Annotated in this window: 8 protein-coding genes; 3 read left to right on the forward strand and 5 right to left on the reverse strand. The window is 65.2% G+C overall.

From position 1 onward, the window contains the following. Positions 1–334 precede the first annotated feature (334 nt). From ACIPHM_RS06520 to ACIPHM_RS06540, 5 genes are all read right to left on the reverse strand, one after another. Positions 335–10,240: an autotransporter-associated beta strand repeat-containing protein gene (locus ACIPHM_RS06520; protein WP_400325772.1), complete on the reverse strand. Its 9,906-nt coding sequence runs from the start codon at positions 10,238–10,240 to the stop codon at positions 335–337. 450 nt (positions 10,241–10,690) lie between these two features. Continuing rightward, positions 10,691–11,824 (reverse strand): 2-aminoethylphosphonate--pyruvate transaminase, encoded by a 1,134-nt coding sequence (locus ACIPHM_RS06525; RefSeq protein WP_400325774.1) that lies wholly within the window; start codon positions 11,822–11,824, stop codon positions 10,691–10,693. 83 nt (positions 11,825–11,907) lie between these two features. Beyond that, a complete protein-coding gene (locus ACIPHM_RS06530; protein WP_400325777.1) occupies positions 11,908–13,728 on the reverse strand; it encodes a putative 2-aminoethylphosphonate ABC transporter permease subunit in 1,821 nt (606 codons plus the stop codon). Positions 13,729–13,733: 5 nt separating this feature from the next. Then, the gene (locus tag ACIPHM_RS06535; RefSeq protein ID WP_400325780.1) at positions 13,734–14,828 is read right to left on the reverse strand and encodes a putative 2-aminoethylphosphonate ABC transporter ATP-binding protein; all 1,095 of its coding nucleotides are present in this window, start codon (positions 14,826–14,828) and stop codon (positions 13,734–13,736) included. Between the two features lie 76 nt (positions 14,829–14,904). Beyond that, entirely contained in the window at positions 14,905–15,945 is a 1,041-nt protein-coding gene (locus ACIPHM_RS06540) for a putative 2-aminoethylphosphonate ABC transporter substrate-binding protein (RefSeq protein WP_400325782.1), read from the reverse strand. A 397-nt stretch (positions 15,946–16,342) separates the two neighbouring features. Between ACIPHM_RS06540 and ACIPHM_RS06545 the strand changes: the two genes are divergently transcribed. The 3 genes from ACIPHM_RS06545 (at position 16,343) to phnY (ending at position 20,020) form a co-directional block, all read left to right on the forward strand. Further along, positions 16,343–17,068: a phosphonate utilization associated transcriptional regulator gene (locus ACIPHM_RS06545; protein ID WP_400325785.1), complete on the forward strand. Its 726-nt coding sequence runs from the start codon at positions 16,343–16,345 to the stop codon at positions 17,066–17,068. 119 nt (positions 17,069–17,187) lie between these two features. After that, a complete protein-coding gene (gene phnA, locus ACIPHM_RS06550) occupies positions 17,188–18,441 on the forward strand; it encodes a phosphonoacetate hydrolase (RefSeq protein WP_400325787.1) in 1,254 nt (417 codons plus the stop codon). 124 nt (positions 18,442–18,565) lie between these two features. After that, on the forward strand, positions 18,566–20,020 hold the full coding sequence (gene phnY, locus ACIPHM_RS06555; protein ID WP_400325790.1) for a phosphonoacetaldehyde dehydrogenase: 1,455 nt from the start codon (positions 18,566–18,568) through the stop codon (positions 20,018–20,020). Positions 20,021–20,242: the final 222 nt, after the last annotated feature.

Raw genomic sequence — 20,242 nt, forward strand, 5'->3', positions numbered from 1 at the left:
ATAGGCGCGTTTGAAGTGAATGTCGAGGGGCTTGGCTTTGCCCTTGTGCGAAGGGCTGGCGGACGTGGCTTTGTCCGGTGGTGCCGCGTCAGTGACTTTTGATGACGGCATGGGGGACGACCTCCGGGAGTGGGCGCGAGAGCGCGCAACACTCGAAAGCTTACCGGAGGCGGCCGAGGCAGGCGAGTCCCGCTTCGGCGGGCAACGCCCTCTCGCGTTGCTGGCCTTCGGCGCTTTCCCTGGCATGCCGCAATGCGCTGCTTTCTGCGCTTTGCGTTTCTCGCCGGCGCGCGCGACAGCATGGCCATGGTTTGCCGGTGCAGCAAGTCTCCTGTCAGAAGCGCCAGTTGACGTTGCCGAACACGGCGTTATCACTGAGCTGGCGGCTGAACTGGCCGGAGTAGCTCACACCGACGGTGACGGCGTCGCCGACGAAGGCGTCGACCCCAGCGCTGACCACGGCGGCATCGCGCGCAATCGGCACACCACTCACCGTAAATGCGGCCGAGGTGCCGGAGAACGCCAAACGCATGTCCGGCGTGTTCGACCCATACGCGTGACGCCAGCCGGCCGAAAGACGCAGTCGTCCCGACGCAGCGAAGCCCGGGCCGAACGGCAGTTCGCCGCGCAGACCCGCCGTCGAGAACGTGACGCCTTGCGATTGCTCGTCGGCGTGCAGAGCGGCAATGCTGCCGGACTCGTCGAAGGCGTTGGTGCGCACGCGGGCGTACGCCACATTCGCGAACGGTTCGATGCTGACGCGACCCGCATCCAGACGCCACGCCGCCTCCGCGTAGACCTGCCAGACGGCAGCGTCGTAATTCGCCCGTGCCGTTTGCGCGATGGGGCCGATAGCGATGGCGCGCTGCGAACTGATTTGCTGCCACGCATACGCGCCGCCGACGGTGGCGCCGAGGTGTCCGAAGCGACGATTCACATAGGCACCGATCTGCGCGTCGTTGCTGTTGCCGGACGCGCTCGACCCCGTATTGAACGTGCTGTGGCCGAGGCCGCCGAACGCGCCCGCACGCCATGCCCCGGCGAACGGCGCGTCGACACCGGCCAGCACACCCATGCCGCGTCGATACAAGGTGGATGCGCCCGAGCCACCGTCGGCGACCGACTTGTTGCGCATCTGTCCGTCGTTGCCGTAGACGGACGCCCACGCCTGTGTCGCGCGAGGTTGCGAGCGGCAGTCGGTGTTGCGATCGGATGACACCGATCCGCTGGACGCGAGGTCGTCCCCCGACGACGAGACGTCGCAATCCAGCGCGAGCGACAGGCTCTCACGCAGCCGCTGCGAAATGGCGTCACGTGCGATCTGCGTCTGCCCCAGCAGCATCGACGCGACGGACGCATGCAGACTTCCATCAAGGCTCGCGAACGCCGCCGGTGCGGTGGCTGCGGTGAGGCCGAGCGCAGCCTGATAGAGGGCGCTGCCTGCGCCGAGTGTCGCGACGGCAGCGGCCGCCGCTCGTTGATTCGGCGTGACGGCACCGGCAGGAAGCGGCGTGCCGTTTGGCGCAAACGTCAGCAACACGGACGTCGGCGTGTAACTCACTTGCGGCGTGAGATAGAGGAGGTTGGTCGACGTCGACGCGAACTGCCCGGAGACACCGCCCGCCGCAGAGACGATCACGGCACCAGAGGCGTCAGCCGGTTGCGTTCCCGGTGCGGCATCGACGACGAGATTGCTGCCGCCGACGCTGGCGCTGCCGGTCGCGCTGACCTGGCTGGGCGCGGTGCCGGGCGCTGCGTTGACTTGCAACGTCGAACCGGGGGCCAACGTGAGATTGCCCCCGACGCTCAGTGTCGAACCGGGCGAACTGACAATGATCTGGCTACCGCTCGCCCCCGTCAGCGGTCCGGTTTGTGCCCCTGCGCCGGTGCCGCCAGTGCCCCCGGCAGCGGGGGCAGGGGTCGTCAGCGTGGCACCGCTTTGCACGGTCACCGGTGAGTTGCCGAGGCCACCGATGCTGAGCGTGCCGCCTGCGACAGTGGTGGGGCCGGTCAGCGGGTTCTGGCCGCCGAGCGTGAGTGTGCCGCTGCCGGTTTTCGTCAGGCCGCCCGAGCCGGAAACGCTGCCGGGGAAGTTGCCGGACGTCACCGTCACGGCGCCACCGTCGATCGCGAGGCCGCCTTGGGTTGTGCCATTCAGCGAGGGGAGTGTGATGTCGATTCCCTGCGTGGTGAGATTGCCTCCCGTGAGCGTGAGGCCGCCTGCCGCCGGGCCGCCAAGACCTGTCGGGGACGTGACGGTGACATTTCCGCCGATGACGGTCGTGCCGCCGGTATAGCTGTTGTTTCCGCCGAGCGTGAGGTTGTTCGGCGTGTCGAGCGAGAGGGCGCCGCTGCCGGTGATCGGGCCGTCAAGGGTGAACGCCGAGGTGCCGGTGACGGTGAGCGTCGCGCCATGACTCAGTGTTATGTCGTTGCCGAGCGTCACGGGTACGTTAAGGGGCGTGTTCGCCGAGAGCGTGCCGCTTCCATTGACGGCCAGGCTGCCGCTACCGAGTGAGGTGGCGCCGCTGATGCTCAATGCCCCCGCGTTCAATGTTGTGCCGCCGGAGTAGGTGTTCGACGCACTCAACCGGAGCGAGCCGCCGCCGTTCTTGACCAATCCGCCGGTACCTGACACCGTCGCGTTGAGCCCATGGTTCCCGCTGTCGCCGGCGATCAATCCACCACTGCCCAGCACCAGCTGCGTGTTTGCATCTGCATCGATTGCGGCGAACGCGAGCGGTGCGGACGATGCCGATGCGTCGAGCGTCGACCCGGCATTGCTCAACGTCAGGCCCGCGCCTGGACTCAATTGGCCCGACGGGCCGAGCGCCAGCGTGCCGCCCGTGACTGATGTCGTCCCGGTGAACGTATTGTTGCCCGCTAACGTCACGGTGGCCGCGCCTTGCTTGGTGATGCCACCCGTGCCGCCGATGATCCCGCCGAACGTGCTGTTCGTCGTGCCACCGAGGGTGAGAGACTGCCCGCCGAGCGACACCCCCGATCCGGCCGTGCCATCGAGCCCCGCGATGACGACCGGGGACGTGGCCTGCGAAATGTTCAGCGCCGTACCGCTGGCGAGCGTCACGTTATTGGCGCCGGAAAGCGTGCCGCCCGCGCCGAGGGCGACGGTGCCATTCGTCACGTCGATGCCGCCGGAGAAGGTGTTTTGCCCCGTGAGCGTTTGCGTGCCCGCTCCGGCTTTGACGATGCCCCCCGCGCCGGCGATGGACGCCGCCAGTGTCTGGTGGGTGGCGTCGCCAAACGTCAGCGTGTTACTACCGAGATTCACCGTGCCGCCGGTGCCTGCGAGCGTGGCGAGCGTTTGATTTGCGGCGGCGGCGATATCGAACGTGGCGTTGGCTCCCGTCACCGCCACGTTGGCCCCGTTCGCCAGTTGACCTGTCGCGCCGAGCGCGAGCGTGCCGTCCGCGACGGTGGTCGTGCCCGTGAATTGCTGTTGGCCGACGAGTGTCTGCGTGCCACTGCCTTGCTTGACGATACCGCCCGTGCCGCTGATCGTGCCGCTCACGGTGTGGCTCGACGCGTCGCCGAAGGTCAGCGTGTTGCTCCCCAGCGTGACGTCTGTGCCTGCCTGCGCCGTGAATGCGCCGATGGTGCGGTCGCCGTTCGCTCCGGAAATATCGAGCGTCGCCCCCGGACTCTGCAAGGTGACGGCGCCAGTCGGCGACAAGGTTCCCGCGCCCTCAAGCGCGAGCGTTCCCGCCTGCACCACGGCGCCACCGGTGAACGTATTCGTACCGGTCATCGTTTCGGTGCCAGCGCCCACCTTCACTAGACTGCCGCTGCCCATGACACCACCGCTGTAAATCTCATTCAGGCCACTGGTGCCGACTTCGAGCGTGTTGCTACCCATGTTGATGGTGCCGCCGCCGGTGAGGGCGCCGAACGTCTGCGTGCCGTTGCCTGCCGACAGATCGAAGGTCGCTCCCGTCTGCACATCGACGACACCTGCGGCATCGAGACTCGCGCCTGCTCCGAGCGCGAGCGTTCCTGCGTTGACGTTGGTCGCCCCGGCGTAGGTGTTCTGCCCGTTGAGCGTGAGGGTGGCGTTGCCGTTTTTCGTGATGCCGCCTGCGCCGCTGACGGCGCCGTCAAGCGTGAGGTCGTTCGAGCCGACCACGTTCAGATTGCCGCCCAGCGTGATCTGATTGCCGAGCGTGCTGGCTTGCGTCGCGTCGAGCGACGTGCCGTCCGCGAAGCTCACCGTTCCCGTACCCAACGCGCTGTTGCTCCCCACGGCGATGCCGCCCGCCTGCACGCTCACGCCACCGGTGAAATCGCTATTGCCCGACAGCGTTTGCTCCCCGTTGCCGAGCTTCACGAGACTGCCGCCCGCGCCGTGGATGTCGGAGGCGAGCGCACTGCCGGAGGCGTCGGCAAGCGTCAGTGCCGTGTTACCGAGGTTGATCGCACTGCCCGCGACACCGGACGCCGTGGCGGCCGTCTGATTGGGGCCTGTCGAGATATCGAGGACTGCGCTCGCGCCATCGAGGGTGACGTTATTCCCGTCGAGCCGCGTTCCGTTGCGCAACGCGAGCGTACCGGCGTCGATGCTCACGTCGCCGGTCAACGCGGCACCGCCGTTGAGCGTTTGCGTTCCGCTGCCTTGTTTGACGAGGCCGCCGGTCCCGTTGAGCGCGCCGCTGAAGGTGGCGTTCGTCGCACTGCCCAATGTGAGCGTCTGCGTACCCGTGTTGACGGTGCTGCCCGCTACCCCGCCCAGCGAGCCGATGACGGGGGCGGTGGCGGCGCTTACATCCAGCGTGGCACCGGACGTGAGCGTCACGTCGTTGGCGCTCGACAATGTGCCGCCCGCACCCAGCGCGAGCGTGCCGCCGCTCACACCGACGTTGCCTGCAAACGTATTCTGCGCGCCCAGCGTGAGGGTGCCACTGCCGTTCATGTTCAGGGCGCCAGTGCCCGAAATGACGCTTGCGAGCGTGGTGTTGTCGTTGTTGAAGACCGTGAGCGGGTTGCCGCCCCCGAGGACGATGCTGCCGCCTGTTCCGGAGAGATGCCTCACCGATAGACCGCCCGCCGCACTGATGTCGAACACCGCTCCCGGACCGGTCAGGGCAACAACGGCACCCGGACCCAAGTTGCCAGTCGGACCCACCGCGAGCGTGCCGTCGGCAATCGTCGTGGTGTCCGCGTATTGCTGCAAGCCGAGCAGCGTCGTCACGCCGCTGCCTTGTTTGACGATCCCGCCGTTGCCACTGATGATCGCGGCGACGGTATGGCTCGTCGCATCGCCGAAGGTCAGCGTGTTGGTGCCGAGTTGAATTTGTGTGCCGGCATCGGCAGACAGTGCACCGATCGTCACGGGGCCGTTGGCCCCCGAGATGTCGAAAGTCGAACCCGCGTTGTTCAGCGTGACGGCACCGCCTGAAGCGAGCTCGCCCGCGCCGCCCAGCGCCAACGTTCCCGCTTGTATGACGGTGCCGCCGGTGTAGGTGTTTTGCCCTGTGAGCGTTTCGGTGCCCGTGCCGATCTTCACCACCGACCCCGAGCCGGTGAGGCTACCGCTGAAGGTGTCGTTGCCTGCGCCGCCAATCTCGGTGAGCAGCGCGCCAATGTTGACCGTGCCCGCACCGTCGATGGCGCCGATGACCTGCGTTCCATTACCCGCCGAGAGGTCCAGCGTCGCCCCGCTGGCGACAGTCACGGTCCCGGCGGAATTTAGCGACGCCCCGGCGCCGAGCGCCAGCGTGCCCGCGTTGATCGACGTCGGCCCGGTATAGGTGTTGCTGCCGCCGAGCGTCAGCGTTGCCGCGCCCGCTTTGGTCAAGCCTCCGTTTCCGGAGAGCGCGCCGTTCAACGTCAGATTGTGGCTCCCGAGTACCGTCAGCGTGCCGAGCAGCGTCGCGCTGTTGCCGAGCGTGACCGCCTGCGTGCTGTCGAGCGTGACGTTGGCACCGAACGTGGCCGCGCCCGTCCCCAACGCCGCATCGTTGCCGACGATCACTCCTCCTGCGCCGACGCGCACGCCACCGGAAAAATCGCTCGCGCCCGAGAGCGTCTGAACGGCGGAGCCTGCAATGACGAGTGAGCCGCTGCCATGAATCGCGCCGCCGTAGGCTGCGTTGGTGAGGTTGTTCAGCGTGAGTGTTTGCGCGCCGAGCGAGATGGCGCTGCCCGATACGCCGGTCAGCGCGCCAATGGTCGACGCCCCTCCGCTGCTGACGTCGAACACGCTGGTCGCGCTGCCAAGCGTCAGTGGGTTCGCTCCCTGAAGCGACGCGCCGCCGCCCAACGCGAGCGTTCCATCGGCAATGTCGATGGCGCCCGTATAGGTCTGCGATGTCGTCAGCGTTTGCGTGCCCGTGCCCTGTTTGACGAGACTTCCCGTGCCGCTCAGCGTCGCGGTCAGTGTCTGATGGGTAGCATCGCCGAAGGTCAGGGCGTTGGCCCCCAACGTTACCGTGCCGCCGGTGCCCGAGAGTGCGCCGATGGTTTGTGCTCCCGACGCCCCGCTGATGTCGAATGTCGCCGTCGGGCTGTTCAGCACGACAGCCCCCTGCGACGCGAGCGAGCCGCCGCTGCCGATGGCGAGCACGCCGTCGTTGATGGTCGTGCCGCCCGTCCAGTCGCCAGCGCCTTGCAGCGTCAACGTTGCGGCGCCCGCTTTCTGCAACGTGCCGTTCCCCGTCACCGAGCCAGTGAGCGTGAGGTCGGCGCTGCCGAGAATGGTCGACGTGCCGGCGAGCGTAATGTCGTTGCCGAGCGTGAGCGCCTGAGTGGTGTCGAGCGTGGTCTGATTGGCCATGGCGAGCGTGCCGGTGCCGACGGCGTTGGCATTCCCCAACTGAAGCCCGCCGGTGTTGACAGTGACGCCCCCCGTGAAGTCGCTGGCGCCCGCCAGCGTCTGCACGCCTGCACCCTGTTTGACCAGCGCACCGGTGCCGTGAATGCTGCCGTTGAATGTCTCCCCCATGTCGTCGCCAAACGTGAGCGTGTTGGCGCCGAGTTGCACCTGCGCGGCACCCCCGCTCAGCGAGCCAATGGTTTGTGGCGCGGCGGCGCTGATGTCCAGCGACGTTGAACTGTCGCCGAGCGTCACGTCGTTTTCCGACGACAAGCCGCCGCCCGCACCGATGACGAGTGAGCCGCCACCGATCACGATGCTCCCGGTAAACGTCTGTTGTGCGGTAATCGTCTGCGCACCCAAACCGAATTTGACGATCCCGCCGCCATTCCCGGTGAGCGTTCCGGCGAACGTCTGATTGCTGTCGTCCCCGAACGACAGCGTGTTGTTGCCGAGACTGATCACGCTGCCAGCGGCTCCTGAGAGCGCCCGAATGGTCTGGTTTTCCCCGCCGCTGATATCCAGTACCGCACCGCTCGCGAGGCTCATCGGGTTGGCGGAAAGCGTGCCTGTGCCGCCGAGTGCCAGCGTTCCCTGATTGATGCTGATCTGACCGGTGAACGCGTTTTGCCCGGTCAGCGTTTGCGTGCCCGTCCCCTGTTTGACGATGCCGCCCGTGCCGCCGATGCTGCCCGCGAACGTCTGGCTCGTGGCGTCGCCGAGGGTGAGGGTGTTGCTGCCGAGCGTGACCTGGCTGTTCGACGTGCCGCTCAACGCGCCGATGCCGACCGGCCCGGCACCGCCGACGTCGAACGTCGCCCCGTCGGCCAGCGTGACGACATTGCTGCCCACGAGCGTATTGTTGCCCTGGAGCGCGAGACGTCCCGCTGCGACATCGATACCGCCGGTGAAGGTCTGCGCGCCGGAGAGCAGGAGTGAGCCGGTGCCTTGCTTGACGATTCCGCCTGTTCCCGAAATCGTGCCGCCGAACGTCGAGTTGCCCGCGCCGCCGACGGTCAGTGTCTGATTGCCGATGAGCACCGTCGACCCGACAACGCCGGACAGCGCCCCGAAATTCATGCCCGTTGCCGCGGAGAGATCGAGCGTCGCGGCACCGCTGCTCAGTGAGAGCGGCGTGGCGTTGGCAAAGGCGCCGTCGAGCGTGAGCGTGCCCGCGCGCACGTTGATGCCCCCGGAGGCGGTGCTCGTGCCAGTCAACGTCACCGTGCCCGTGCCTTGCTTGACGATGCCCCCGCCAGCGCCGGTGAATACACCGGCAAACGTCTGGCTGGTTACATCGCCAAAGGTCAGCGTATTGGCGCCCAGCGCGACCGATGTGTTGGCAGCGCCCGACAACGCACCGATGGTTTGCGCCGAGGCCTGACTGATGTCGAACGTGGTGTTACTGCCCGCCAGCGACACGGCGCCGGCGGGCGACAGCGAGCCGCCTGCCCCGAGCGCTATCCCGCCCGCGTTGATCGTCGTGCCGCCGGTAAAGGTGTTCGTACCGCTCAGCGTTTGCGTGTCGGCATTCGCCTTGACGATGCCGCCTGTGCCGCTGATCGTGCCCGCGAATGTCCCCGCCGCGCTGTCGCCCAGTGTCAGGCTGTTGCTGCCCAGCACGACCTGTGTGTTGCCCACGCCGGAGAGTGTCGTGATCGTTCTGTTGCCGTTCGCATTCGATATGTCGAAGACGGCGCCAGCGCCCGAGAGCGAGAGCGGTGTGCCGCCGGTCTGTAGCGTGCCCGCGCCCGACAACGCGAGCGTGCCCGCGGCGACGTTGACGCCCCCGCTGAACGTATTGGCTCCCGAGAGCGTGACCGTCTGCGTGCCCTGCTTGGCCAGACTGCCGCTGCCCCCGATCGCGGTCGACAGGGTCAGCGGTACGCTGCCGCCGAGCGTCAAGGTGCTGCCGCCGCCGAGGGTGATCGGGTTCGCAAGCGCGAGCGGCGCATTGGCATCGAGCACGCCGGTCGTGCCGGACACCTGAATCGCGCCGCTACCGAATGCCGCGCTGTTGCCCGCGATGAGCGTGCCGCCTGTCAACGACGTGCCGCCGGCATACGTGTTGGTGCCGGAGAGCGTCAGACTGCCCGGGCCCGCCAGCGACACGCCGCCGATGCCGCTGACCGTATTGCTGAGCGTGAGGGGATTGGCACCTGAGACGGACAGCCCGTTGGCGCCAAGCGTCGCCGGCAGGGCGATCGTCAGACCCGTGGCGGCCGCCTGCATGGCGCCGCCGTTGATCGTGAGCGAACCGGTGCCGAAGCTGCCTGCGTTATTGAAGATGGCGAGGCCGCCGTTGAGGGTTGTCGATGTGACGGCGAGCGGCCCCTGGAGCGTCCACGTGCCACCGTTCACCGTCGCCTGCGAGAAGTTCACATAGCTTGTCCCGTTGAGCGTGCCGGTGCCTGTCGCCGTGGCGTCGTTGGTGGTGTTCTGAAGCACCAGCGAGTTGTTGCCGCCTGCGCCGCCATCGACTACGCCGGTTGCGGCAAAACCGAGATTGAACCCGGTGACGGGCAGGGCGCCGATGCCGGTGCTCCCGCCATCGTCGAGCGTCGAGCCGGTGATCGCCGTGAACGTGTTTGTGCTGTTCGTTCCGAGCGAGACGCTGCCGCTGATCGTGCCTGCGTTGCTGAACGTATTGCCCGCACCCGCCGCGCCGTTCGACTGAAATGCGACGCGTCCGAGGATGGTGCCTGTGTTGGAGAAGTTGACGGCCCCGCCGCCATACGCCGCAGCGACCGGTGCGCTGCCGTTGCCCGTGAGCGTCACGCCCAGGATCGGTGTGGCGCCGAGGGTGCCGCTGTTGTTGATCGTGGTGGTGCCACCGGTGGCGTTCTGCACCGTCAGCGCGAGGCCGGTCAGTCCCGGCAGGCTCACGCCGAGTATGCCGACCGTGCCGCGCATGGTGCCCGTGTTCGTCACTGTCTGCGTGCTACCGCCGGCGTTACCGTTGCCGATGACGGTGCCCGTCGCAAGCAGCCCGATGCCGCCGAGCAACGACGGATCGACGGTGCCGGCATTAACGAGCGTCACATTGTTCCCCGTCAGCGTTAGGGCGGTGCCGCCGACACCGAGCAGGACGCCGATCCCGGCGCCGTTGTTGACGTTCACCTGCAAGTTGTTCGCCGCGTTGGCGTACGACGGCGCCAACGGGTTCGCCGCACCGCTACACGTCACCACGCTGCCTGCCGCCGTGCAGGTCGCCCACGACGACATCGGCACCGCGGCACCCAGCAGCGCCATGCAGGCGAGGCAAACGCGAGTGAGGAATGGCGACGCGCTACGCCGCGCACGGCGCACGCGCGACGCCGGAGCACCGGCGCTTTGTCTCGCCGTCTCCGGCGCGGGGACGACATCGACGCGGCAATGCCGCCAGACCAAACGATAGAGGTGTTGGTTCATCGTGCTCCGGTTTCCAATGGCATGGAATGCAGACGGGGCGGCGCGCGCGATGGCGACGCACCCTGGGCAGGCGACATTCGGGGGGGGAGGCGACGACAGCAGTGGACGAACGATGGATGAGCCCGGCAGACCCGATGAACCGGCGCGTCCCGATACCTGACGAAGCGTTAATGCGCGGCTATTAACGTGCGGGCCATTCTAGAAAGCGCGATGCGTCAGCGCCCGTCGTGTTGCGCCGACGTGCGCCGACGTGCGCTGACGAGTGACGGGCGCCGATGCGAAATTTGACCGGAGAATCAAGGCAGATCGAGACCGTGCGAAGCACCAGACGACGCCATGGCGGCGCCGCGATAAAAAGCGAAGTTTCGGACGATTCCCTAGATCGATGATGGCGAGCGACTGTCCGGGGCCGCTCGCCGTCATTACCAGCGACCGTTGACGCGCAAGTCGTCACGCCGCCCGAGTGAGCGGTGCGACCTGACGGATACCGAGCGACGCCAGCGACTGCGCAATTGCCGTGACGACATTGCGCATCTCGTTATCGTCGATAGCGCCGATGCAACCGACGCGGAACGTTTCGATCTGCGTGAGCTTGCCCGGATAGAGGATGTAGCCCCGCTCGCGCACTGCCGCGTAGAACGCCTTGAAGTCGTACTTGCTGTCCGTGGGCGCATGAAACGTGACGATCACCGGCGCCTGCACGTCCGGTGCGAGGAACGGCTGGAAGCCCAGCGACGCCATGCCGTCCACGAGCGTGCGGCAGTTCTTCCGATAACGCTCGCCGCGTATCGGTTGCCCGCCTTCGACGAGAAACTGATCGATGGCGGCGCGCAGCGCGGCGACCACATGCGTCGGCGGCGTGAAGCGCCATTGCGTGGTCTTCTGCATATAGACGTACTGATCGTGCAGATCCATCGCCAGGGAATGACTGTTGCCGCCGCTCGCCTCCAGCACCGACTGCTTCGCGATCACGAAGCCCATGCCCGGCACGCCTTCGAGGCACTTGCCGCTTGCGGCGACGAGCGCGTCGAACGGCATCGAGCGGGCATCGATTTCCACGGCGCCGAACGAACTCATTGCGTCGACGATCAGCCCCTTGCCGTGTTTCTGGCAGACGCGCGCGATCTCGGCGAGCGGGTTGAGCACGCCCGCCCCGGTTTCCAGATGCACTTGCGCGACGTGCGTGATCGACGGATCGCGCGTGAGCGCCTCGTCGATGGCCGCAGCACTCGCCGCCTGATCTTCGGCGATCGCGAGCGCGATGGCGTCGCGCCCCAGATAGCGGCAGATCTTCAGAATCCGCTGGCAATACGCCCCGTTATCCGGCACGAGAATGCGGGCGTTGCGCGGTGTGAGCGTGCCGATGGCGGCTTCCACCGAGAACGTTCCCGAGCCTTGCAGCGGCACGCAAACGTACTCGTCGCCCCCATGCACGATGTCCACGAGATCGCGGCACAGCGACGCCGTGATGCGGTTGAACTGGGCGTCCCACGAGCCCCAGTCGCGCAGCATGGCCTGTCGGGTGGCCGGCGACGTCGTGAGCGGGCCGGGGGTGAGCAGAATCGGTTCCTGACCGAGAATCATGACCGCCTCCTATCAAGCGGGAAAACTGGTGAAATGAGCAAGCGAAAGAAGTAACAACACCGTCGGCTTCGATGAGATGTGCATCAATGCCCTTGACGAACGCGGGTAGCGCCCTGTGCCACTCCCGAGGGTTGCCGCCATGCCTGCGTATAACGCTCCACCACGATTTGAACGCCGTGATAGAGCGCACACACCAGCATCGACGTGAGCACGACCAGCGTGGCCATGGCCGCCGCCGGTCCGATGGAGCCGGTTTCGTCCATGTTGACGATGGCGACCGACGCGAGCGACGTATCGGCCGAGTAAAGGAACACGACAGCGGAGACCGTCGTCATGGCGTTCACGAACAGATACCGGCTGATGTCGATGATCGACGGCAGGCAGATCGGCGCCGACACCCGCCAGAACGTGCGATAGAAGGGCACGCCCAGCGACGCCGACACATACTCGAACTCCGGATCGATCTGCTTGAGCGCCGTTACCGCCGTGAGATGGCTCGACGAGTAGTAATGCACGACGTTGACGATCACCAGAATGGCGAGCGTGCCGTACAGGTTGTGCAGCGGGTTCGCCTCGGAGACGAAAAAGAAGATGTACCCGAGGCCGAGCACCAGCCCCGGCACGCCCATCGGCAACACGGCCATCATGCGGATGAACCCGCGCAGCCAGGCCATGCCCTGCGTCTTCTCGAGCAGATAGGCGATGACGAAGATCGCCGCCGTGCCCCATACCGCGCACCAGAACGCCATTTGCAAGCTGTTCACGTACGAGTCCACCGCGCCGCTCTCGATCAGGCCGAAGCGATAGTGTCCGAGCGACAGGCTGAAGTTGTACGGCCAGAATTTCACGAACGATGCGTACACCGCCATGCCGAGAATCGCGAGCATGATCGCGGCCATGCCCCAGCACAGCGCGGCCATCAGCCAGTCGAACCCGCGCGACGGCTTCGGCGCATACGGCACCGCGCGTGCCGAGAGCAGCGCCTGCTGCTTGCGCTGCACCACCGAGTCCACGAGATACGTGATGCCCACGGGCACCAGCAGCACGAGGCCGACGACCGCGCCTTTCGAGAAGTCCTGCTGACCGATCACGAGCTTGTAGATGTCGGTGGCGAGCACGTTGAAGTCGCCGCCGATGACCTTGGGAATCCCGAAATCCGAGATCGCGTAGGTGAAGACGATCATCGCCGCGCTGATTACCCCGTACTTCGCGCCCGGCAATGTGATGGTGAAAAAGCGTCGCAGCATGGGCGTGCCGAGCGCGTTGGCCGCTTCGTAAAGCCGCGCGTCGGTGAGCGAGAGCGCCGTGATCAGAATCATCAGCGCGTGCGGGAAGGTGGCGTTCACGAGCGACATCACGATGCCCAGCGGCCCGTAGATATCCACATCTCCCATGAACGGCCGCAACAAGCCTTGATTGCCGAACCAGAAAATGAACGAGATCGCGGGCAGTAGCGTGGGGCCGAGAATCGGGATCAGCGCGATGTTGCGCAACAACGTCTTGTGACGAATGCCACTGCGCGTGAGCGCATACGCGAACACGAACGCGAGTGGCACCGTGATGCAGGTTGTCGCCACGGAGATCCACACGCTGTTCCAGATCGAGCCGAACAACGCGGGAGACTGGAAATACTCACGGAAGTGGCGCATACCGACGAAGTGCCCGTCGCTGTCCTGCACGCTCTTGATGAGAATCGCGGCCATCGGCGCGAGCAGGAAGAGCACGCCCGCAGCCGCCGCAACGAGCAACAGCGCCTGTGCGAGACGATCCGTCCAGTGCGAGGCGAGCTTGACCTGCCGTGAGGGACGCGCCGCGTGCGCCGCCGCCGAGGGCGTAAGACCCGCCGCAGACGGCGCTGCATGCGCTTGCGGCGTATCGGTCAGTGTCGAGGATACAGAACCCATGGTGGCTACCCCTGACGAAAGACGCGCACGGCGGCGCTCGGCACGGCGAAGCGCAAGGCGCCGCCAGCGGCCGGTTGCAGGGCCTGCATGTCCGCAGGGGAGAGGTCGGCGTACAGCGGGTGCTCGCAGGCATGCATGCGTAGCGTCACGCGTGAGAACGCGCCGAGAAACTCGATCTTCTCGACGGCGCCGTCGAAGACGTTGACGGTGTCGTCTAGATCGCCGAGGTCGCGCACGCGCACGTCCTCCGGCCGGAAGAAGACGCGGATGTCTTCGCCCGGGCGGCAACCGTTGAGGGTGCCGCACGTCAGCTCGTACTGCCCCACGCGCACCCGTCCCGCGTCGCCGAGACGCGCGGGCAGGATGTTGGTCTTGCCGACGAAATCGGCAACGAACGGCGTTGCCGGATGTTGATAAATCTCGCCGGGCGTGCCGACCTGCTCGATCACGCCGTGATTCATCACCACGATGCGATCGGCCATCGACAGCGCTTCTTCCTGATCGTGCGTGACGAGAATCGTCGTGATCCCCAGACGCTGTTGCAGCGCCCGAATCTCGCTGCGCAGACGCACCCGCACGCGAGCATCGAGCGCCGAGAGCGGTTCGTCGAGCAACAGCAGGCCGGGCGATGTCGCCAGCGCTCGAGCAATGGCAATGCGCTGCTGCTGACCGCCGGAGAGCTGGCCGGGGAACTTGCCGCCCGCATCGGGCAGCCCGACCATCTCCAGCAGTTGCGCCACACGCGCGTCGCGCTCGGCGCGCGGTACGCGCCGGTTCGTCAATCCATAAGCGACGTTTTGCGCGACGCTCAGGTTCGGAAACAACGCGTACGACTGGAAAACGATGCCGTAGTCGCGCTGCATCGGCGGCAGCAAGGAAATGTCACGGCCGTTTTGCGACAGCGTGCCCTGCGTCTGCGCTTCGAGCCCGGCAATGATGCGCAGCAGCGTGGTCTTGCCACACCCCGACGGGCCGAGAAAGCAGAGCATTTCGCCGCGTCGCACGGTGAGGTGAATGTCGTGCAGCACCACGGTGTTGTCGAAACGTTTGTGGATGCCGGCGAGATTCAGGTAAGCGCTTTGAAGCGTGTCGTCGCTCATTCGGTGGACCTCCTGCATTGCGTGGGTGCGCGTGAGTTCGCATGCGTGCCTATGCATGGCGTGGCGGTGCCGGACGTTACTTCTTCTCCGACTTCGCGCCGTAGCGCTTCTGCCACTCGGTCAGCACCGACTCGCGACGCTTGGCGATGTCCGTGAAATCGTTCTTCACGAGCAGATCGGGGTAGTTGTCGGGAATCGTGTCGAACTTCTTCGCCACGCCGGGATACGCCACGATGGCCCAGTCCTTCGCGTACATCTGGTTCGCTTCCTTGCTCGCGAGCCAATCCATGTATCGCCTGGCGGCGTCGAGTTTCTTCGTCGTCTTCACGATGCCCGCTGCCTCGATGTCGTAACCCAGTCCTTCCTTCGGGAACACGAGCTCGATGGGCGCGCCGGCCGCCTTGGTGCGATGCGCGTTGAATTCGAACGAAATGCCGATCGGGTACTCGCCCGCACCCGCGTCGCGGCACGGCTTGGAGCCCGAATGCGTGTACTTGACGATGTTCTTGTCGAGCGCGTCCATGTACTTCCAGCCGCCGTCGCTGCCGAACATCTGCAACCAGGCGGTCACGTCGAGAAAGCCCGTGCCGGAAGTCGCCGGATTGGGCATCACGATCATTCCCCTGTAGATGGGCTTGGCCAGGTCTTCCCACGACGTGGGTTTGGGAAGATTGCGCTTGGCCGCTTCGACCGTGTTGAAGCAAACGGTGGCGCCCCATACGTCCAGACCGATCCATGACGGCGGATTGGCCTTGTCACTGTACGCACGCGTGAGTTGATCGAAACCCTTGGGCGTGTACGGCGTGAGCAGGCCTTCCTGCTTGATCAGCGCCAGGCTCGACGCGGCGAGTCCCGCGATCACGTCTGCCTGCGGATTGGCTTTTTCGGCAAGAACCTTGGCCGTGACCACGCCCGTGGAGTCGCGCACGTATTTGATTTCGATATCCGGATTGGCCTTCTGGAACGCTTCGGCGTACGGACGCATGACTTCGACTTCCCACGCCGTGTAGACGGTCAGCGTGGTCTTGGCAAGTGCGTGGCCGGCCTGGGCGGCGCAGACGAGGCCCGCGGCGAGAACGGCGGCAGCACGCATGGCACGGCGTAAGGATAGGTTCATGGATGGCTCCTGTGGGTCGCGATCCGGGTCGCGTTGTGAGTACGGTTGACGCCCTCTATGAGGCGATTTGTTGCATGATATTGGCAAAATATGTCGTTTTATTGAAACCCTTTGCTTTTGTCATCTGTTCGTCAAATACCTCAAATAGTATGGAAATCGTTGATTCAGATAGGGTTTTGTCGTTGCCTCAACTGACTCACCCCGACGGCTTTGCGAAATCTGTCTGCAATGTCGGATGTGTTTTGTTGACAATCTACAAATTGCTGTGCTTGAATGTCAACAACAAAAATAATCACGTGATGCCACAAATTGCCACGCGAAGATGCCAGGGCAATTTGTCTCCCGGTGCGATGGCGTCGCGCGATAGCACTAGCGTCCAGAGATAAGGAAGACCCGTATGACCCCGAAGCCCACGTCGCCCACGGCGATCGAGTTGTTGCAAAGTCAGTCGCTCACCACGCTCGTCCAGCACGAGATCGAGCGCCAGATCATGGCGGGCACGCTCACGCCCGGCACCAAGCTCAACGAAATCGAGGTCGCAGGCAGCCTTGGCGTGTCGCGCGGTCCGGTACGCGAGGCGTTTCGCGCGCTCGAAGAGGCGGGGCTGCTGCGCACGGAGAAGAATCGCGGGGTGTTCGTGCGCGTGATCTCGCTGGAAGAGGCCGAAGAGATCTACGCGTTGCGCGGCGTGCTCGACGAGTACGTGGCGCGCACGTTGGCCGAGTCCATTACGTCCGAGCAGCTCACGCGTTTGCGCGAATCCGTCGAAGCGATGCATCGCGCGGTCGAGGCGGGCGACAGCGAGGCGTATTACCAGTTGAATCTGGCGTTTCACGACGCGCTCGTGGAGATGGTCGGTAACCGAAAGTTGCTCGATACCTACCGCCGCCTGGTCAAGGAACTGAGTCTGTTCCGTCACGAAGCATTGACGGGCGACGCCTCTGCGCCGCCTAAGTCGGAGCGCGAGCACCGCGACATCGTGAGCGCGATTGCGTCGCGAGATCCCGAACGTGCGGCGCAAGTCACGCGCGATCACCTGACGCTTGGCCGCACACGCATTCGCGAAATGCTGGCACGTGCGCCAGGTGCGCCGGTGACTTCGGCGCAGGCGAAAGCCGGCTGAACGCCCGATGCGCGAGTTTTTGACGATGTTGTCTTGTTGATTTTCCGGCCGCAGACGGGGTATTGCGCGAAGTGCGATGCCCGCCACGGTCAACCGAGTTGCTCTTGAGGAGACCCGACGTGAACCAGCCCGTACAGATCCAAGTGAACGGCCGCCAGTACCGGCTGCCGCAACAGACCACCGTCATCGTATGCGTGGACGGTTGTCAGTTCGAATACCTCGAAGCGGCCGCTGCCGCAGGCGTCGCACCGTATCTGAAGCGCCTGCTTGCCGAAGGCGCGGTTTTCCGTGGCGACTGCGTCGTGCCGTCGTTCACCAACCCGAACAACCTGTCGATCGTGACCGGCGCGCCTCCCGCCGTGCACGGCATTTGCGGCAATTACTTCTTCGACCCGGCCGCCGACGGCGGCCGTGGCGCGGAAGTCATGATGAACGACCCCGCCTATCTGCGCGCGGGCACCGTGTTCGCGGCGGCGGCCGACGCCGGTGCGAGCCTCGCGGTCGTGACGGCCAAGGACAAGCTGCGCAAACTGCTCGGCTATCGCATGAAGGGCATCTGCTTCTCGTCGGAGAAGGCCGATCAGGTCACGCTCGAAGAGAACGGCATCGAAGACGTGCTCGGTCTCGTCGGCATGCCCGTGCCGGACGTCTACAGCGCGGAACTCTCGGAGTTCGTGTTCGCCGCGGGCGTGCGCCTGCTCGAGACGCGTCACATCGACCTGATGTATCTGTCGACGACCGATTATGTTCAGCACAAGTGGGCGCCGGGCACCGAAGGCGCGAATGCCTTCTACGCCATGATGGACAAGTACCTCGCCCGCATGGACGAACTGGGTGCGGTCATCGGGCTCACGGCCGACCACGGCATGAACGCCAAGCACGATCCGAAGACCGGCGAGCCGAACGTGATCTATTTGCAGGATCTGCTCGACGACTGGTTCGGCAAGGGTGTCGAAGCGGGCGGCGCGCGCGTGATTCTGCCGATTACCGATCCGTACGTAGTGCATCACGGTGCCCTCGGCTCGTACGCCACGATCTACCTGCCGGCCGACGCGGATCGCGACGCCATGCGTGCGCGCATTGCCGCGCTGCCGGGCATCGAAGTGGTGCTCACCAACGCCGAAGCCTGCGCGCGTTTCGAACTGCCGCCCGATCGCGTGGGCGATCTGGTGATCGTGAGCGATCAGTCGGTCGTGTTGGGCACGAGCGTCAGCCGTCACGACCTGTCGGGGCTGACCGTGCCCCTGCGCTCGCATGGCGGGATCTCGGAGCAGACGGTGCCGTTGCTCTTCAACCGCAAGACCGAAGGCATTCCGGGCAAGGCGCGACTGCGCAACTTCGACATTCTCGATGTCGCGCTCAATCACGTTTGAGTCACCGTTGATTCACGTCTGACGCCTGCCCCGAAAGAGCCGCAACAAGAAGCAACGGCGCGCAAACCTCAGAACGTTTGTGTCGCCGGGCCCCTGTCCAGTTGGAGACGCAGTGGAGAACCCCATGAACGCGCCGCATAAGCTGCACCCCGAGTTCCGCGCCGAAGCGCTTCGCATCGGTGGCGAGAAAGTGACCCGCGAACGGATCATCGAAGTGTTCAATCCGTATTCGGGCGATCTGGTCGGCACTGTGCCGAAAGCCTCGCTCGACGACGTGCGCCGCGCGTTCTCGATTGCCAAGCAGTACCGCTCGACGCTCACGCGTTTCGAGCGGGCCAACATCCTCGACAAGGCCGCTGCGTTGTTGCGTGCGCGCACGCCGGAGGCGGCCGCCATCATCACGATGGAGTCGGGGTTGTGCAAGAAAGACGCTGTCTATGAAATCGGCCGGGTGGCCGACGTGCTGGGTTTCGCGGCGGGCGAGGCGCTCAAGGACGACGGACAGGCGTTCTCCTGTGACCTCACGCCGCACGGCAAGAAGCGTCGCGTGGTCACGCAGCGCGAGCCGCTGCTCGGGGCGATCTCCGCCATCACGCCGTTCAATCACCCTATGAACCAGGTGGCGCACAAGGTGGCGCCGTCGATCGCCACGAACAATCGGATGGTGCTCAAGCCGTCGGAGAAAGTGCCGCTCTCCGCGTTCTATCTGGCCGACACGCTTTACGAAGCCGGTCTGCCCCCGGAGATGCTGCAAGTCATCACGGGCGATCCGGTGGAGATTGCCGACGAGATGATCACGAACGAGAACATCGACATGATCACGTTCACGGGCGGCGTGTCGATCGGCAAGTACATCGCATCGAAGGCGGGCTATCGCCGCATCGTGCTGGAGCTCGGCGGGAACGATCCGCTGATCGTGATGGAAGACGCCGATCTCGAACGCGCCTCCGATCTCGCTGTGCAGGGCTCGTACAAGAACTCGGGGCAACGCTGCACGGCGGTCAAGCGCATGCTCGTGCATCGGGACATTGCGGCGCAGTTCACCGAACTGGTCGTGGAGAAGACCCGGGCGTGGAAGTACGGCGATCCGGCGGATGGCGACAACGATATGGGCACGGTCATCGACGAGGCGGCTGCCCGTCTGTTCGAGGCACGCGTGAACGAAGCGGTGGCGCAAGGGGCGCGGCTACTCGCGGGCAACAAGCGCGATGGCGCGTTGTACTCGCCGACGGTCATCGATCGCGTCGATCCGAAGATGACGGTGGTGCGCGAAGAGACCTTCGGGCCGGTGTCGCCGATCCTCACGTTCGGCAGCATCGACGAGGCCATCGCCATGTCCAACGGCACCGCGTTCGGCCTGTCGTCAGGGGTGTGCACGAACCGGCTCGATTATGTAACGCGCTTTACCAACGAATTGCAGGTGGGGACGGTCAATGTTTGGGAGGTGCCGGGATATCGCATCGAGTTGACACCGTTTGGTGGTATCAAGGATTCGGGACTCGGCTACAAGGAAGGTGTGCAGGAGGCGATGAAGAGCTTCACGAACACGAAGACCTTTACGCTGCCATGGGGGATCTGAGGCCGGGTCTCCCGCGGTAACGGATGGGCGCCACAGGCGGCGAAATCGTCTAAAATGGCGCGGGTTGCGGCCTGCGGACCCGGTCTGTGCCCCTTACGCAACAAGGCTTAGCAGAACCGGCGCAAAAATTGTGACAAATTGATGACACGATTGTTGCGCTGGTCGATTTGGTGTACGGTGTGTCGATTGGGGATACGCATGACGCGTGAACTTCATACGCAT

Origin of the sequence: Pandoraea sp. NPDC087047 (assembly GCF_044745225.1) — a bacterium.
In the GTDB taxonomy this organism is placed as follows: Bacteria; Pseudomonadota; Gammaproteobacteria; order Burkholderiales; family Burkholderiaceae; genus Pandoraea.

Bases quoted from the DNA above. Each gene is read 5' to 3' on its own strand.
- ACIPHM_RS06520 (WP_400325772.1), bottom strand. From the start codon at position 10,240: ATGAACCAACACCTCTATCGTTTGGTCTGGCGGCATTGCCGCGTCGAT.
- ACIPHM_RS06525 (WP_400325774.1), bottom strand. From the start codon at position 11,824: ATGATTCTCGGTCAGGAACCGATTCTGCTCACCCCCGGCCCGCTCACG.
- ACIPHM_RS06530 (WP_400325777.1), bottom strand. From the start codon at position 13,728: ATGGGTTCTGTATCCTCGACACTGACCGATACGCCGCAAGCGCATGCA.
- ACIPHM_RS06535 (WP_400325780.1), bottom strand. From the start codon at position 14,828: ATGAGCGACGACACGCTTCAAAGCGCTTACCTGAATCTCGCCGGCATC.
- ACIPHM_RS06540 (WP_400325782.1), bottom strand. From the start codon at position 15,945: ATGAACCTATCCTTACGCCGTGCCATGCGTGCTGCCGCCGTTCTCGCC.
- ACIPHM_RS06545 (WP_400325785.1), top strand. From the start codon at position 16,343: ATGACCCCGAAGCCCACGTCGCCCACGGCGATCGAGTTGTTGCAAAGT.
- phnY (WP_400325790.1), top strand. From the start codon at position 18,566: ATGAACGCGCCGCATAAGCTGCACCCCGAGTTCCGCGCCGAAGCGCTT.